The 15,503-nt window shown below is 43.5% G+C and carries 13 protein-coding genes; 11 read left to right on the forward strand and 2 right to left on the reverse strand.

Going from position 1 to position 15,503, the window contains the following annotated elements; all coding sequences use genetic code 11:
• The 3 genes from RYL27_RS04315 to RYL27_RS04325 form a co-directional block, all read left to right on the forward strand.
• Window positions 1–613: ImmA/IrrE family metallo-endopeptidase (locus RYL27_RS04315; protein WP_314965486.1), on the forward strand; the 613-nt coding region annotated here is incomplete at its 5' end.
• A 1-nt stretch (window position 614) separates the two neighbouring features.
• The gene (locus RYL27_RS04320; protein ID WP_314965488.1) at window positions 615–1,133 is read left to right on the forward strand and encodes a hypothetical protein; all 519 of its coding nucleotides are present in this window, start codon (window positions 615–617) and stop codon (window positions 1,131–1,133) included.
• Between the two features lie 418 nt (window positions 1,134–1,551).
• A complete protein-coding gene (locus tag RYL27_RS04325) occupies window positions 1,552–3,666 on the forward strand; it encodes an IdeS/Mac family cysteine endopeptidase (protein WP_314965490.1) in 2,115 nt (704 codons plus the stop codon).
• A 100-nt stretch (window positions 3,667–3,766) separates the two neighbouring features.
• Here the strand turns inward: RYL27_RS04325 and RYL27_RS04330 are convergent, their stop codons facing one another.
• Window positions 3,767–4,441: an RloB family protein gene (locus RYL27_RS04330; protein ID WP_314965491.1), complete on the reverse strand. Its 675-nt coding sequence runs from the start codon at window positions 4,439–4,441 to the stop codon at window positions 3,767–3,769.
• Complete coding sequence (locus RYL27_RS04335; protein ID WP_314965493.1) at window positions 4,441–5,742, reverse strand: AAA family ATPase; 1,302 nt, start codon at window positions 5,740–5,742, stop codon at window positions 4,441–4,443. Before RYL27_RS04335 ends, RYL27_RS04330 begins: the two co-directional genes overlap by 1 nt.
• A gap of 329 nt (window positions 5,743–6,071) precedes the next feature.
• Between RYL27_RS04335 and rfbH the strand changes: the two genes are divergently transcribed.
• The 8 genes from rfbH (at window position 6,072) to dxs (ending at window position 15,496) form a co-directional block, all read left to right on the forward strand.
• Window positions 6,072–7,427 (forward strand): lipopolysaccharide biosynthesis protein RfbH, encoded by a 1,356-nt coding sequence (gene rfbH / locus RYL27_RS04340; RefSeq protein WP_314965495.1) that lies wholly within the window; start codon window positions 6,072–6,074, stop codon window positions 7,425–7,427.
• Window positions 7,428–7,695: 268 nt separating this feature from the next.
• On the forward strand, window positions 7,696–8,619 hold the full coding sequence (locus RYL27_RS04345; RefSeq protein ID WP_314965497.1) for a cell wall-binding protein: 924 nt from the start codon (window positions 7,696–7,698) through the stop codon (window positions 8,617–8,619).
• A gap of 295 nt (window positions 8,620–8,914) precedes the next feature.
• The gene (locus tag RYL27_RS04350; RefSeq protein WP_040649042.1) at window positions 8,915–9,298 is read left to right on the forward strand and encodes an Asp23/Gls24 family envelope stress response protein; all 384 of its coding nucleotides are present in this window, start codon (window positions 8,915–8,917) and stop codon (window positions 9,296–9,298) included.
• On the forward strand, window positions 9,291–9,848 hold the full coding sequence (nusB, locus tag RYL27_RS04355; RefSeq protein ID WP_007157012.1) for a transcription antitermination factor NusB: 558 nt from the start codon (window positions 9,291–9,293) through the stop codon (window positions 9,846–9,848). The genes RYL27_RS04350 and nusB overlap by 8 nt, the downstream gene beginning before the upstream one ends.
• 170 nt (window positions 9,849–10,018) lie before the next feature.
• Window positions 10,019–11,431 (forward strand): exodeoxyribonuclease VII large subunit, encoded by a 1,413-nt coding sequence (gene xseA / locus RYL27_RS04360; RefSeq protein ID WP_314965498.1) that lies wholly within the window; start codon window positions 10,019–10,021, stop codon window positions 11,429–11,431.
• A gap of 171 nt (window positions 11,432–11,602) precedes the next feature.
• Window positions 11,603–11,866, forward strand: a complete 264-nt coding sequence (locus RYL27_RS04365; protein ID WP_007157010.1) for an exodeoxyribonuclease VII small subunit — start codon at window positions 11,603–11,605, stop codon at window positions 11,864–11,866.
• Entirely contained in the window at window positions 11,859–13,499 is a 1,641-nt protein-coding gene (locus tag RYL27_RS04370) for a polyprenyl synthetase family protein (protein ID WP_314965499.1), read from the forward strand. The genes RYL27_RS04365 and RYL27_RS04370 overlap by 8 nt, the downstream gene beginning before the upstream one ends.
• Window positions 13,500–13,624: 125 nt before the next feature.
• Complete coding sequence (dxs, locus tag RYL27_RS04375) at window positions 13,625–15,496, forward strand: 1-deoxy-D-xylulose-5-phosphate synthase (RefSeq protein ID WP_314965501.1); 1,872 nt, start codon at window positions 13,625–13,627, stop codon at window positions 15,494–15,496.
• Window positions 15,497–15,503: the final 7 nt, after the last annotated feature.

Below are 15,503 nucleotides of genomic sequence, written 5' to 3' on the forward strand. Positions count from 1 at the left end.
AGAAAAAAAAGAGTTCATTGATAAGAAAACCAAAGAAGTTTTACAAGAAGTTTTTTTGGAAGAAAAAGGACTAACTCAAGAAAAAAAAGAGTTCATTGATAAGAAAACCAAAGAAGTTTTACAAGAAGTTTTTAATGGAGATATTGTTATACCAATTGATATAATAGAGGTTGTGAAAAAATATGGGTTTACTTTAGTTAATGCTCGTTTAGATGAAAACGAAGATGGATTTATTATGATAAATAAAAGCAAAAATAACATCTTGGGATTTGAAACGAATAAACTTATTGGAGTAAATTCAAGTAAGTCTCTTCCATGGAAGAGGTTCATCATAGCACATGAATTAGGACACTATAAATTAGAATACGAAAATAGTGATAATAAATTGCAGTTTGCACATCGTGATCATAGAAAAGGAAAAGATGAGAGAGAAAATGAAATTGACTACTTTTCTGCATCTATCTTAATGCCAAAAGATGAATTTATTAATTTGCATCAGTATTTTTTGAGTAATCCAACAGTAAACAAAGACTTGTTGGTTGATTTTTTAGCGACTCAATTTCAGGTTACTAAGAAAATGGTTACAAGAAGAATTGAAGAGGTAGGTCTATAAATTGGATGATAACAAGTTTTTCGAAAATATAAGCACTGATGACCTTAAATACATTGGCGATGATGAAGAATTAAAGGAAAATCCCTTTTATGATAAATTTTCAACGGCTGAACAAAAAGAAAGAGATAAATATATAACTACTCTTTTAGAAAGTTATGTTGTCAATTATCAAAATAAAACGAAAAAGAATAAAGAGTATAAAGATACACTATTTAATGGATTTTTAACTTGGACTAAAATATCATTGATTGCTTTTTTCGTGTGTGTAATTTATTTCTTGTGCAATTTAAGAAATCTAGATTCTAAAGAATATATATTAAAAATACTGCCAATATGCATAACTTTTATAACTCTTATTATTGGTACTTTAAAAATTATTGTAAAATATGTGTTTCCGGAAAAAGAGGAAGAATATATTACAAAAATCGTAGAAATTATTCAAAATAATGATTTAGAGCATAAAAAGGAAAATATAAGGTGTAACCAAAGTATCACGAATACGAGCAATAGTGGCGATTAGTTTTCATAATGGCTATATGCTGCATATATATTGGTAGCTAAAAAACGGAGGATATATATTTTTGCTTCGTAAACATTCAATTTGTAATCATAAATTAGAACCTGTCTTTTGTGCCTGTGGTTGTCAATGCTACTTTTAGAGAGATGAGTGGCTTTTAGCAGTGTTTAACTCTAGAATGATTGCTTTAATAAATAATTAAAAAATATTCAAAACCATGTTTTTGCTTATTGTTTTTTGCAATTTTGCCGAAATTGCAGGTAGTACAGAATTTCTTTAATCATCCGTACTACCTACGATTTTTACTTTGCATTTTTGCAAAATTAGTTTAAGCGATGCCCATTCCTAAGAAATATAATTGGAAGACGATTGTTAGTTTCTATCCTAGGACAATGGACTCGCTTATAGAAGGAGAAGCATTATGGGATGGGATCAGGATAGTCAGGTCAAGGATGGCTTGGCAGAATTTAGAGCGTATCATACAGCTGAAAAGCATTCACAGAAGCTTGTGCGGAACCATACACAAAAATATAGTGATAAAACTATTGGAGCAAGAAAGAACGGGGGACATCCCCTATCTGTTTTTTCTCGCTCCTTTATGCTGTCTATTCCTCTGGCTCTGACCCTTCCGTTCTTTTCCCTAACGGCCCAAGCAGAGGGAAAATGGATACAATCAGAGGGACAGTGGCAGTATCAGGTGGAAGGACAAAACCAGAAGGGCTGGAAGGAGATTTCCGGCAGCTGGTATTATTTTGATCCGCTTACCGGGAAAATGCAGGATGGCTGGATTCTGGCAGACGGAAAATGGTATTTTTTGAAGACGGACACCGCGAACTGGGGAAAGATGGCTCAGGGCTGGACCTGGGTGGACGGCTATTGTTATTTTTTAAAAGATAATGGAACAATGGCTACTGAGGAGAAGACTCCCGACGGATACAGCATTTCCGCAAACGGGCAGTGGGTTCAGGATGGAAAGCCGGTACATGAAGAAGGGAAGGGTGTTTCTTCCCGGCGTGCTACGCAGGTAGAAAAGGAAATCAAGGCAGGTGCTACAGAGGGACAGCAGGTAAATGCAAATGGAGAAGAACAAAATCCCGTAATTAAGGGGATTGCCGGCTCCGGTGGAAGCGGTGGTTTCGGTGGCGGAGGCGGCTTTAGCGGTGGTTCAAGTTCCGGTGGCGGAGGCGGCTTTAGCGGTGGTTCAAGTTCCGGCGGTGGAGGTGGTTTTAGTGGTGGCTCCGGTTCCGGCGGTGGCTCTAGTGCCGGTGGCAGTTCAAGCTCCGGAGGCTTTGGTTCCGGTAGCGGCTCGAGTTTCGCCAGTGCTTCCGGCTCTGCTGCAAGTTCTGTTGTCGGAGGCTTCCATTCAGGCGCCGGGAACAGTTCCGGTACGGTAGTTACCGGATCAAGGCAAAGCTATCTTTTCAGGGATGGTCAATCCGGTTCTGTAAGTAATACCGAAGACAATACAGGATTTTTCACTGAAGCAACGGAAGAAGAAAACACATTTTCCGAAGAAGAGTTGGCAAGAAGGGCTGAAAAGCAGAGAAAGCAGGCGGAAAAAGAGCTGGCCAAGCGAAAGAAGCTTTTAGAAAAAATTGAAAATGGACAAAATAGCAATATTGTGGAATATGAAACAGAGGAGGGAGAAAAGCGGACTGTCCTTTTTGTAAAAGGTGTTAAACCTCCCAAATTGGGAGAAAATGGTGATTTTAGGAAGTCGGAAGACCATGGATACATTGATTATAAAGCGCCCTTTGAGGATGGACAGGGCTATTTTGATGTGAACAAAGCCCCCTTTGGAACGAATAAAGAGATTGATCGAAATCTTTGCTTTGCGGCAGCAGCCAGCAATACCCTGCATTGGTATTTGAGGGAGAATAAAAAAGAAATACAGGACTATATCAAAGATAACGGGGATGTCATCAGAACGGTAGGTGCTAATACATATAGTTTAAAGGAAATGCTGAATCAGGAGGTAGAGCAACAGGGAAGTTTGATTTATCAGTATTTTAAGGAAATGTATGGCAATAATGCGACAGGCTATTATACGGTTCCGCTTATGGATCTTTTCCTAAACGGTTATAAGCCGAAGGAAGATCGAAAAACAAATATAGAAGATAAGGATTTGCAGCCGGATGCAAGAGGCGGATTTTTATATGGAATTATAGGAACTAAACCGCAAACCGGTATGCAATCTGTAAGTAGCCTGAAGAAATTAGGGGAAAGCCTGCAGCATTACCTGTCCAACAACTTCGTTGTTTGCCTGTCTTATAAAACCTTCAGTTATAATCATGTGGTTACCCTCTGGGGAGCGGAATATGATGAGAGCGGTCTTCTTCGTGCCGTGTATGTGACGGACTCAGACGACCAGGATGAAACCGGAGTGGAAACGGATGTAGCCATGAAGCGCTATGTCGTAAAGGGCAAAGGAAATCTTAGTTTTCTCAGTAATGCCATCAGCGAAAATGCGAATGGTGCGAGAATAAATAGTTTGCAGTATCTGCGCTTTGGTGGTGAAGCTGACTTGGAAGATTAAGAAAGAATATGAGGATCGAGCTCTTGCAGGCTTTGCAAGGAATATTGTCTTGAACAAAAAGAGGAGGGGTATTAGCCCTACTCTTTTCCGTAAAAATCATTTATTTTTTTCCTTGTAAAGACTGTAAATATTCAATGGCTTCATGCACATTAGAAAAAGTGAGACATTTTTGACATAACCACTGATTTCGTTCGTCTGTGTCCTCTAAACCGGGCATTCCCTCTTGTAATAAACGGAATAGAACTTTTTTGGAGTTATCCATGGCAGTAGGATAATGCTGTGCGATTTTTTTCGTGATCTCACCGTTTCCCTTTTTGTAATTTGCTTCGTGTTTTAAGAGCTTATTCATAATCTGCTTCTTTTCAGCTACGGTTTGAACAGAAGGATTATATAGTTCATAATGTAGTAAGAGCCAGTATTCAATACAGGCACTTGTCATCAGGAGACGAACCTTAATTCCTTGCTTTTTTCGTAGAGCACGCAAATATTTTATGATTTTGAGGCGATTATCCCAGAAGACAATATCTTTTGTTTCTACATCAAAGAAAAACCATATTTCATCAGTGACTTCAGCATAATCGCGGTATGATTTATCTTTAGCAAATTTGTCCTTTGCATCTTCAAATAAGCTGGTAGACTTTGGCTTTGGACATTTAATAGAGGCAACATCCTGAAATTCTTTTTTGAGAAAGTCGGTGTAAGCTTGCTCACTTTCACCCTCGCAAAATACTATGATATAAGGTTTTTCGGTTCTGGTCTTAGTAGGACGAGGCATTATTCGACCTCCTCGATTTCAATATTAGGGGTGGCACCATATTTTCCAACCAGATACGCCTTACGGATATTGTCACTGGTCCTGGTGGAGAATTCACTGATACTATAAAGTTCGGAAGAACCGTCGCTATTCTGTTTATCTGCAAAATAAATCTGATCTTTTCGCAGGTATTCCAGGTTTAAAAGCTCTGTGTTATGAGTGGTAAAAATGAGTTGGGCTCCATTTTTGTTACTGTCTTTACTCTGAAATTTTGCTACAACGAAGTTGACCAGTTGAGGATGGAGTTCCTTTTCCAATTCATCTACCAGTAAAATACCACCTGTTCGTAATGCCGATTCAATGGCGGGTGCAAGAGCCATAAGCTTTCTGGTACCGTCAGATTCATCAGAAAGATCCAGGTAAAAATTATCTTTTTTCCCGTCTTTCTTAACTCCTTGGTGGCTTGCTTGAGCAGAGACTTCCTGTAGCTGCAGTAAAATGGTGCCGTCAGAGGAGGTCTCAGAGAGTGCACGTATAAACTGTGATAATTCAGTTTTGAAGTCCTCCGGAATATCCGTTGGAAGAGGTCCATCTGACCGAACTTCCTTATTGTTGATTTCGAATTGAACATCTAAAATGCCTAAGTCTGCAGCCTTGGCATAATCAGAAATTGCTTTTAGCATCAGTTTATCTTCTGCATACTCTAAGATTTGACCGGGAATATCGGAATAGTCACGAGAAAAATATACTTCATTTCGAAACCACTGCATGGCTGAAACGCATGCTGCATCATTCATAGTACATGCCACTGAGAAAAACAGTTGATTCTCTGCAACCATTTTCCCGATTAAAGTTCTTTTAGCTTTATCTTCTGTGAAAGAAAAGTTTTGCTCTTTTCTATCAAAAATTAGGGCTTTTTGTCCTTTGGGAGCATGGTAAAGATATTCTGAAAAGATTTTCTCTCTTGTTGCTGTAAAACCATACCAGTAACGAATGCCGTTAGAACTGTAAACAAATTCAAATTCTGTAGGGTCATTTTTCGAATAATCATTTAAGGAAAACGGGCGAACCGGAATGATGGCACGATCATGCTGAGTTCTCTGCGCATTTCGGATAAATTGTACGGCAAGCCAGAAAGCTCGAATGACGTTACTTTTACCGCCACCATTTTTTCCATATATTGCACAGGATGGAAGCAACTTTACTTTAGAGGATAGAGGGATAAGCGACTTTTTCAAAGAATTAATGCCGCTTGCTTCCATGGATAGTACGGTTTCATCTCGAAAAGAACGGTAATTTTTAAAACGAAATTCAATGAGCATATTGACTACCTCCATAGATCATTTTTAGTGATAATAGCATCATGGAATACGAAATACAAGAAAAAATAGCAAAAAAATTGATTTTTAACACCTGATTTCATATTCTTGGTATTCTTGTAATCTGGTTTTTCTGAAAAGATAAGATTTCTTCAGAGGAAATAACTTGCAAAGGAAAGGATTCTCCTTTACTCTTAACGATATCTTTTCCATCATTCTTTATAGGCTCTGAAAGTTCCTATATGATGAGAAAAGCACTAAGGTAAATAAAATGGATAGAATCATTAGAGAAGTTTGAGTTTAAACTAAGCAATAAAGGAGATTAACTATAAATGAAGAATTGGAAAAATGAAGCGGAGGCCAGGGAAGAGATTAAGGCATTGGTAGCGGAGTATTACCACAGCTTTAAGGAGCAGAAGAAGGTCTTTCAGCCGGGGGACAGAGTGAGCTATGCCTCCCGTGTATTTGATGAGAAGGAAATGCTGTCTTTAACGGATGCCACTTTGGATTTTTGGCTCACCACCGGACGTTTTGCGGATGAGTTTGAGAAGAAGTTTGCGGAGTGGATCGGGGTGAAGCATGCCTATTTGGTAAATTCCGGATCCTCTGCCAATTTACTGGCTTTTATGACCTTGACCGCTCCGGAGCTTGGAGAGCGGCAGATTAAGCGGGGAGATGAAATCATTACCGTAGCCTGCGGCTTCCCCACCACAGTAACACCTGCTTTACAGTATGGGGCTGTGCCGGTGTTTGTGGATGTGACCGTACCTCAGTACAACATTGATGTTCGCCGTTTGGAGGAGGCTTTGTCCGAGAAGACCAAGGCGGTAATGATTGCCCATACCTTGGGAAATCCCTTTGATTTATCAGCGGTAAAGGCATTTTGTGATAAGCATTCCCTCTGGCTTGTAGAGGACAACTGCGATGCTTTAGGTAGCCGTTACACCATTAACGGAGAAACAAAGTTTACAGGAACCTGGGGAGATATCGGAACCAGCTCCTTCTATCCCCCTCATCACATGACCATGGGAGAGGGTGGAGCAGTATATACCAACAATGCTCAGCTGTCCAAGTTGATTTTGTCCTTTAGAGATTGGGGAAGGGACTGCATTTGCCCCTCCGGACAGGATAACTTCTGTAAGCGCCGCTTCCTTGGGCAATACGGGGAACTTCCTAAGGGATATGACCACAAATACACCTACAGCCACTTTGGTTATAATCTTAAGGTTACGGATATGCAGGCTGCGATTGGCGTGGAGCAGCTGAAGAAATTCCCAAGCTTTATTGAGAGGCGTAAGGAAAACTGGGCCTTTTTACGGGAACAGTTAAGCTCTTTAACGGATGATTTGATTCTTCCGGAGCCTGCGGAAAATGCAGATCCCTCATGGTTTGGTTTCTTGATTTCCGTGAAAAAGGATTCTCCGGTAAAGAGAAATGCTTTGACTGCCTATTTGGAGGAAAGAAATATTCAGACTCGATTGCTGTTTTCCGGAAACCTGATTAAGCACCCCTGCTTTAACCAGATTCGAAACACCGATGCGTATCGGGTGGTGGGCGATTTGACGGAAACCGACTATATTATGGGGCATACCTTCTGGATTGGCGTTTACCCAGGAATGACAAAGGAAATGCTAAGCTATATGGCTGAACAGATTTCCGCAGGGGTAAAAGCGTTAAAGGAGCAGTAAAACAAGAGAAGAATATTATGTAGTATAGGTTTAAATCGGGGCACGCTCCCGCTAGCCTCTGGCTGAGCAGTAGACTATGTTGGTCTACTGCTCCTTTATTCTTTTCCCGTTTCCGACCGATAATCTATAGGAATAATGATTCAGTAGAAGCAATGATTCCATAGGAACATTAATCCATCAGAAACAATAATCTAATGGAAATAATGCTCTAATAGAAATAATGTTTGAATAAAAACAAGTATCCAAGGAATAGGGGAAAGAATAGATCATGAAGATGAATCCATATCAAAGACGGGAAGAAGAATATAGACTCTTGACAGAGAAAATGCAGCAGGCTAAGAAGTCCTATGCCATCAGCAAGGCGCGCTCTATTTTTGATGAGAAAAATTCGGGATTTTTTGGAAAAAGATGGGGATTGAATAGAGATAGTTTTCTTCCTGCACCGGCATTACGTGGTTTGGCTTGTCTCTTTCTTTTATTTTTATTCCTGCTTTGCAGCATTTTGGTTCATGCGGAGGAAAGAGAGCAGGGCGTTTGGGTTTATGAAAATAAAGAGTGGGGATATCACACCAAAGCCGGCACGCCTTTAACCGGCTGGATTTCGGATAAGGAGGACTGGTATTACATCAGTCCCCAAAGAGAAAAACTGCTGATCGGTTGGTTAAAGGATGGGGAGCAGTGGTATTTTCTCAATAACAGAGAGAAGAATCTTGGGAAAATGATGAAGGGCTGGGCTGTGATTGACGGCTACGCCTATTATTTTTCGGAAAACGGCAGTATGGCTGTAAACACCAAGGTGGAGGGTCAGTATCCTGTCAATGATCAGGGGCAGTTCCTTGGATCAAATGGTCAGCCTACGTATTTTTCCAAAAGCACCTATAGAACAAAGCCCAGTATTGTGCTGGATGAGCTTTTGGCTAAGGCAGAGGCGGAACTCAAAGAAAATTCCGTTCCCAGAATTACGGCTCTTCCTAACGGAACCTTCCAAGCTCACTACGGCAATACCATGATGGGAATCTACGTCCCCGGTCCGGTAAATCCTTGGCAGGAAAAGGTGGAGGTGGACATGGAGCAGTACGATTTAAAAGAAGAAGATCCCATTGAAGTCCCAGATGAGGAACAGCCGGAGGACGAAGGCGAAAATGACAATGAAGAAGAGGAAGTAGACGAAGAGGCGGATGTAGCGAAATAAAGAAGCTGTTTGAATAAGGGTATTTATAAAAAATAAAAAAATGAATAGCTTATATACTATAGGTCTGAAAGAAGGGAGCGTGCCCCTGATTTCAGGCCTATATTGTACAGAAAACCAATTTGGCTTTTTTCATCCTCTTTTTGGTTCCAGCGAGAGCGTACCCGTTGGGACTTGCCTATCACACTAGAACCGAAGCTATTTCTTACTTTTCTCTTCAGCCTCCTTTTTTCTTTTCCTTTTTTCTGTTTTTATGGTAAAATTTCCAAAAGATTGTTGTTATTTATGGGAGGTCTTCATGGAAGAACAAAGAGCATATAGAGTAGAAGAACAGGATCAGGATAGTTTTGGAGAGGTTATCATTGCGGATGAGGTCATTTCCATCATTGCCGGCATTGCGGCAACGGAGGTGGATGGCGTAGATTCCATGGATGGCGGCTGGTCCGGAGCCCTGGTTTCCCGTATGGGAATTAAGGATCTGGCTCGTGGCGTTAAGGTGGAGATTTCCGGTGAGGAAGTGGCTGTGGATTTGCGCTTAAACATTTGCTACGGTTATGCGATTCCCGAGGTTTCCAAGGCAGTACAGGAAAGAGTGGTTTCCAGCATTAACAGTATGACCGGTTTAACAGTCAGAGAAGTCAATGTTAAGATTTCCGGAGTGGTGAATAAAGAGAATGAATAAGAGAGAAGAAAGAGACCATAAATTTAAACTCTTGTTTTCCACCTTATTTTACCCGGAAGAGGGAAAACAGGAGCAGTTGAGCCATTATTCCTATAGCAAGGAAGAGGATGAGGACTTTTTACTTCCGGAGAAGGAAGAAGAACATCTTTCTGAAGAGGAGGAGGCATTTTTGTCTCAGGAAGTCATGAAGATTTTGGAACGGCTTCCTCATTTGGATGAGCGAATCAACGCGGTAACAGAGGGCTGGACCACCAGTCGTATGTCAAAAACAGACTTAACCGTTCTTCGTTTGGCCTTGTACGAGCTGGAGTATCAGGAAGAAACCCCGGATAAGGTGGTTTTTAACGAGGCGGTGGAGATTGCGAAGAAGTACGGGGGAGCGGATTCCGGCTCCTTTGTCAATGGTGTCCTGGCTCGTATCACCGGAAAGCAGGGTGAGGGAGAAGAGAAGGGCAAGTCTTCTAAGAGCAAATCCGGAAAGGTGGAGAAAAAGTCTTTCCATATCGTAAAATCAAAAGCTAAAGATAGTAAAGCGCCAAAGAGAGGATAGAATTCATCCCAAATCACAATTTCACTGAGGCGATTGCTTTATTTATGGGGAAAGTGTTCCCCGGGCAGAGACTTCGTTCTTTAGAACGTCTGAAGCGCGTGCCTTGCGGAGAAAGTGCACTTCGGGCGGGAGCTTTGCCTTGAAATGTGACGGGATATCAACAGTAGCCTATGGCAAATAAAGAATATACGGTTAGTCAGGTAAATCGCTATCTGGCACGAATGATGCAGGAAGACTTCTTCCTTTCCCACATTACCGTCAGTGGGGAAATTTCCAACTTGAAAATGCATCCTTCGGGACATATTTACTTCACCTTAAAGGACCAGGCTTCGCAGCTTTCCGGCATTATGTTTGCGGGAAAGAGGGCGGGGCTTGCTTTTCCGTTGGAAAATGGAATGAAGGTGCTGTGTTCCGGCCGTATCGGTGTTTATGAGGCAGGAGGCAGTTACCAGATTTATGCGGATTCCTTCCAAAGAGCCGGGCAGGGAGACCTCTATCTTCGCTTTGAGGCGCTGAAGAAGGAATTGCAGGAAATGGGGCTTTTTGATGCTATGTATAAAAAGCCGATTCCCAAGTATGCCAGAAAAATCGGTATTGTTACCGCAAGCTCCGGAGCGGCGGTGAGAGACATTATCCAAATTGCAAAGCGGAGAAATCCTTTTGTGGAGCTTTTTCTCTATCCTGCCTTGGTACAGGGGGAGGGGGCTGTGGCTTCCATTTGCAAGGGGATTGCCCGTCTGGACCAGATGGGCTTGGATGTGCTGATTGTAGGTCGAGGCGGCGGTTCCATAGAGGACCTTTGGGCCTTTAACGAAGAGGCAGTGGCAAAGGCTTTTTTCAATGCGGACACCCCCATCATTTCCGCTGTGGGACATGAAACGGATACCACCATTGCGGACTTTGTATCGGATTTGCGAGCTCCCACCCCCTCTGCGGCGGCGGAGCTTGCGGTTTTCGACTATATGCAGTTTGTGGATGATTTGGCAAGCTATACCTATAGCTTCCATCAAAGGATGGAGCGGATTATTCAGAAAATGCGTCAAAGGGTTAAGGAGGAGGAGCTTCGTTTTTCTGTCCTTCACCCAAGGAACATTTTACAGGGAAAACAGCATAGAATTTTGGATTTGGAAAGTCGTTTTCAAAGGCAGATGGAGCTATGTATTCAGGAAAATAAATCGGCGCTTCTTCCCTACCGGGTATTCCCCCAATGGATGGAGCGAAAGCTTACAAATGCCAAGGACAGGATGGGAGAGTATCAGGTCTTTCCCCACAAGATGAAGGAAAAAATTCTTCTTGCGAAAAATAAAGAGGAGCGGTATCGACATTTTCCAAGGCTCATGGAAGGGAAGCTGGAAAAGAAGAAGCATCAGTTAGCCATCCTTTCCGAGCAATTCGATGCCCTTTCCCCCCTGCGCCTGCTGTCCAAGGGATTTTCCTATGTGCAAAGGGAAGACGGTAAGCGGATGAGCAGTGTGGAGCAGGTGAAAATGGGAGAGATTTTACAGATTCATTTCACGGACGGCACTGCCAAGGCCAAGGTTTTGGAAAAGCAAAAGGAAGAGCGGCTTGGGCCGGAGAAGTAGACGCAATAGAGGCTTGGATTGGAAAAGCCGAAGGAATAGAGATTTGGGCCGGAAAAGTTAAAGCAATAGTGGATATGCATGGAAAACGCACGAAATAGAGCTTAAGTATAAAAGCCGAAGCAATAGCAGATTGGGATAGAATAGGAGAAACGCCTAGAGAAAGGAGCCTGTATGGGAACAGAGGAAAAGAAAGTCGAAGAGCAGAAGCTGAAGAAGGCGGAGAAAGAGCAGAAGGAAAAGAAGGACTTAAACGAGATTTTTGAAAATTTAGACGGACTGCTGGAGAAGATGGAGGGCGAGGATAGCTTGGAAAAAAGCTTTGCCATCTACCAGAAGGCGGTTTCTTTGCTGAAGGAAGCCAATGAAAGCATTGACCAGATTGAAAAGCAGGTGAAGCTTTTAGACAGTGAGCAAAAGGGTGGCTTGGATGCTTAAGGAGAATCAGGCGTTCGAAAATGCAGAGAGGAACTCTTCAAGAGATGGCATAGAATCTGAAAAGGCCGGTTTATGGGGAACGAAATCCATTGAGAATGGTGCTAATGCTGCTGTAAATCCGTATTCCGTGGAAGAGGGATTTCAAAAGAGAAGAGAGGAAGTGGAAGCCATTCTGACCGCATTTTTGCCGGAGGAAAAGGGTCCTGCGAAGACCGGAATAGAAGCCATGAACTACAGCCTTATGGTAGGCGGAAAACGGATTCGCCCCATCCTGCTTCGAGAGGCCTTTTTGCTTTTCGCCGGGGAGGAGAGGCAGAAGCTTTTCCTACCCTTGGCTGAAGCTTTTATGCTGGCCATGGAGATGATTCATAGCTTTTCTCTTTGTCATGATGACCTGCCTGCCATGGATAATGACAAGTATCGTAGAGGAAAAGAAGCTACCTGGTACCGTTTTACGGAGGCTCAGGGAATACTGGCAGGAGATTCTTTAAGTCTTTACGCCTTTCAGTGGATACTGGAAGTTTTGGAAAGGGAAGGGAAAAAGGGCAACAACGTGGAACTTCTTTCCCCTACCATGCAGGGGCTTAAGATTTTGGCCAAGTCTGCCGGGATAGAGGGCATGATTGGGGGACAGGTGTTGGATATTGAAAAGACAGGACAGCCCTTAACGGAGGAAGAGCTTTTCTTTATTTACAAAAAGAAAACCGCAGCTCTCCTTTCCGCTTCTTTAGAAATCGGGGCTTTACTGGGAGGGGCCAATTCGGAGGAACAGGAGAAGCTGGCTTCCTTTGGAGAGAAAATCGGCCTGGCCTTTCAGATTCGGGATGATATTTTGGATGAGATTTCCAGCTTTTCCGAGCTGGGAAAGCCTATCCACTCTGATGCGGAGCAGGAGAAAACCACGGCTCTCAGCCTTTATGGCATGGAGATGATTCATAGCTTTTCTCTTTGTCATGATGACCTGCCTGCCATGGATAATGACAAGTATCGTAGAGGAAAAGAAGCTACCTGGTACCGTTTTACGGAGGCTCAGGGAATACTGGCAGGAGATTCTTTAAGTCTTTACGCCTTTCAGTGGATACTGGAAGTTTTGGAAAGGGAAGGGAAAAAGGGCAACAACGTGGAACTTCTTTCCCCTACCATGCAGGGGCTTAAGATTTTGGCCAAGTCTGCCGGGATAGAGGGCATGATTGGGGGACAGGTGTTGGATATTGAAAAGACAGGACAGCCCTTAACGGAGGAAGAGCTTTTCTTTATTTACAAAAAGAAAACCGCAGCTCTCCTTTCCGCTTCTTTAGAAATCGGGGCTTTACTGGGAGGGGCCAATTCGGAGGAACAGGAGAAGCTGGCTTCCTTTGGAGAGAAAATCGGCCTGGCCTTTCAGATTCGGGATGATATTTTGGATGAGATTTCCAGCTTTTCCGAGCTGGGAAAGCCTATCCACTCTGATGCGGAGCAGGAGAAAACCACGGCTCTCAGCCTTTATGGCATGGAGAAGGCGGAGGCCATGGTGGAGCAGTATACGGAAGAGGGAAGAAGCCTCTTACAAAGCTTGAATCGAAATGCGGTAGATGGGGAAGCATTGGATTTTCTTCTTTCCTTTAGTCAGTATCTTTGTTCCAGAAGGAGCTAGAAGAAAAGCTGTTTTGCTTTCATAAGCGCCTTCGAAAATAATGGATTTTCTTAGGGCACGATGGAGAAAGTCTATGGGAAGAGGCAATAAGTTCTCTTTAGTATGAAAGAAGTAGGAGATTTTTCATGATATTAGAGTCAATTCATGGGGCGGAGGATGTAAAACGGCTGTCCCTTTCCGAACAAAAGGCCTTGGCCAAGGAGCTGAGACGTTTTATTTTGGAAAAAACCTCCATGCATGGTGGCCACTTGGCCTCCAACCTGGGGGTGGTGGAGCTTACCATTGCTCTTTTTCATAGCCTGAATTTGCCCCAGGATAAGCTGGTGTGGGATGTGGGACACCAGTGCTATACCCATAAGATTCTTTCCGGAAGAAAGGATGACTTTGACGGGCTTCGACAGCTGGGGGGAATCAGCGGTTTTCCCAAGCGGGAGGAAAGTCCCTATGATTGCTTTAATACCGGACACAGCTCCACCTCCATTTCCGCAGCTCTGGGAATAGCTCAGGCCAGGGATATTTTGGGGGGAAAGGAAACGGTGGTGGCGGTGATTGGTGACGGAGCCCTCACCGGAGGCATGGCCTATGAAGCTTTAAACAATGCTTCGAAAATGAAGAAGAACTTCATTATCATTTTAAACGATAACGAAATGTCTATCGCCAAGAATGTGGGGGGGATTTCCACCTATCTAAACGGCATTCGTTCCCACGAGAATTACACCCATTTCAAAGAGAATTTTGCGGCAGGACTTTCCAGGGTGCCTATCCTTGGACCAAGTCTTGTGGATCGTTTGAAAAATACCAAAAATTCTATTAAACAGCTTTTTGTACGGGGCATGTTTTTTGAAAACATGGGCATCACCTATCTGGGTCCTGTGGATGGACATGATATTAAGGCATTGGAAACGGTGTTACAGGAAGCGAAAAGGGTGGATCATGTGGTTTTGATTCATGTGGTCACCAAAAAGGGAAAGGGCTATGTACCGGCGGAGCAGTCCCCCAGCCATTACCATGGGGTGAGCCCCTTCCATTTGTCCACCGGAAAGGACAAGGCGGAAAGTACAGGACTTAGCTATACCAAGGTCTTTTCTCAGACCATGGTGGAGGAGGGCCGGAAGAATCGGAATATTGTAGCCATTACCGCGGCTATGCCGGACGGCACCGGATTGGATGCTTTTGAAAAGGCCTTCCCCAGACGCTTTTTTGATGTGGGGATTGCAGAAGCCCACGGGGTAACCTCTGCGGCAGGGATGGCCAGCATGGGCTTAAAGCCGGTGATGGCGGTGTATTCCAGTTTTCTGCAAAGGGGCTTTGACCAGTTGGTACATGATGTTTGCCTGCAAAAGCTGCCTGTGGTTTTCGCCGTTGACCGGGCGGGACTGGTTGGGGCGGACGGAGAAACTCATCAAGGGATTTTTGATCTGTCTTACCTTCGCCTCATGCCCAACATGACGGTGATGGTACCGAAAAATGCTCGGGAGTTACAGGAAATGCTTCGTTTTGCCTTAGCCTTTTCCGGCCCAATCTGTCTTCGCTATCCAAGAGGGGAGGCTTATCAGGGCTTTTCTGAGCAGCAGGAGGAAATCCTTTTGGGGAAGGCGGAGATTTTGAAAAAGGGAGAGAGCATTGCCCTTTTGGCTCTTGGCTCCATGGTGTCCACCGGAGCCCATATTGCGGAAAAGATGGAGAAGAAGGGCTATACCTTAAGCCTTGTGAACGCCCGATTTGCCAAGCCTATTGATACGGAGATTTTAGACAGGCTGGTGGAAGAGGGGCATCACAGCATCATTACTTTAGAGGAAAATGTGCGAAACGGCGGCTTCGGCGAGGCTGTCTTGGAATATATGAATGCCCATCATCCGGAAATCAGGGTGGAAACTGTGGCTCTTCCGGATGCCTATGTGGAGCACGGAAGCGTTTCCGCTCTTAGGGAAATCTTAGGTATTGACTCCGACAGCATTATCAGGAAAATGCAGGAGAAGGGGATTTTTAAAGTGTAAAGGAGAA

Origin of the sequence: Oribacterium sinus (assembly GCF_963537195.1) — a bacterium.
Lineage (GTDB): Bacteria > Bacillota > Clostridia > Lachnospirales > Lachnospiraceae > Oribacterium > Oribacterium sinus_A.

Coding starts and splice junctions, on each gene's coding strand:
- RYL27_RS04325 (WP_314965490.1), top strand. CDS start 1,552: ATGGGATGGGATCAGGATAGTCAGGTCAAGGATGGCTTGGCAGAATTT.
- RYL27_RS04330 (WP_314965491.1), bottom strand. CDS start 4,441: ATGCCTCGTCCTACTAAGACCAGAACCGAAAAACCTTATATCATAGTA.
- RYL27_RS04335 (WP_314965493.1), bottom strand. CDS start 5,742: ATGCTCATTGAATTTCGTTTTAAAAATTACCGTTCTTTTCGAGATGAA.
- rfbH (WP_314965495.1), top strand. CDS start 6,072: ATGAAGAATTGGAAAAATGAAGCGGAGGCCAGGGAAGAGATTAAGGCA.
- RYL27_RS04345 (WP_314965497.1), top strand. CDS start 7,696: ATGAAGATGAATCCATATCAAAGACGGGAAGAAGAATATAGACTCTTG.
- RYL27_RS04350 (WP_040649042.1), top strand. CDS start 8,915: ATGGAAGAACAAAGAGCATATAGAGTAGAAGAACAGGATCAGGATAGT.
- nusB (WP_007157012.1), top strand. CDS start 9,291: ATGAATAAGAGAGAAGAAAGAGACCATAAATTTAAACTCTTGTTTTCC.
- xseA (WP_314965498.1), top strand. CDS start 10,019: ATGGCAAATAAAGAATATACGGTTAGTCAGGTAAATCGCTATCTGGCA.
- RYL27_RS04365 (WP_007157010.1), top strand. CDS start 11,603: ATGGGAACAGAGGAAAAGAAAGTCGAAGAGCAGAAGCTGAAGAAGGCG.
- RYL27_RS04370 (WP_314965499.1), top strand. CDS start 11,859: ATGCTTAAGGAGAATCAGGCGTTCGAAAATGCAGAGAGGAACTCTTCA.
- dxs (WP_314965501.1), top strand. CDS start 13,625: ATGATATTAGAGTCAATTCATGGGGCGGAGGATGTAAAACGGCTGTCC.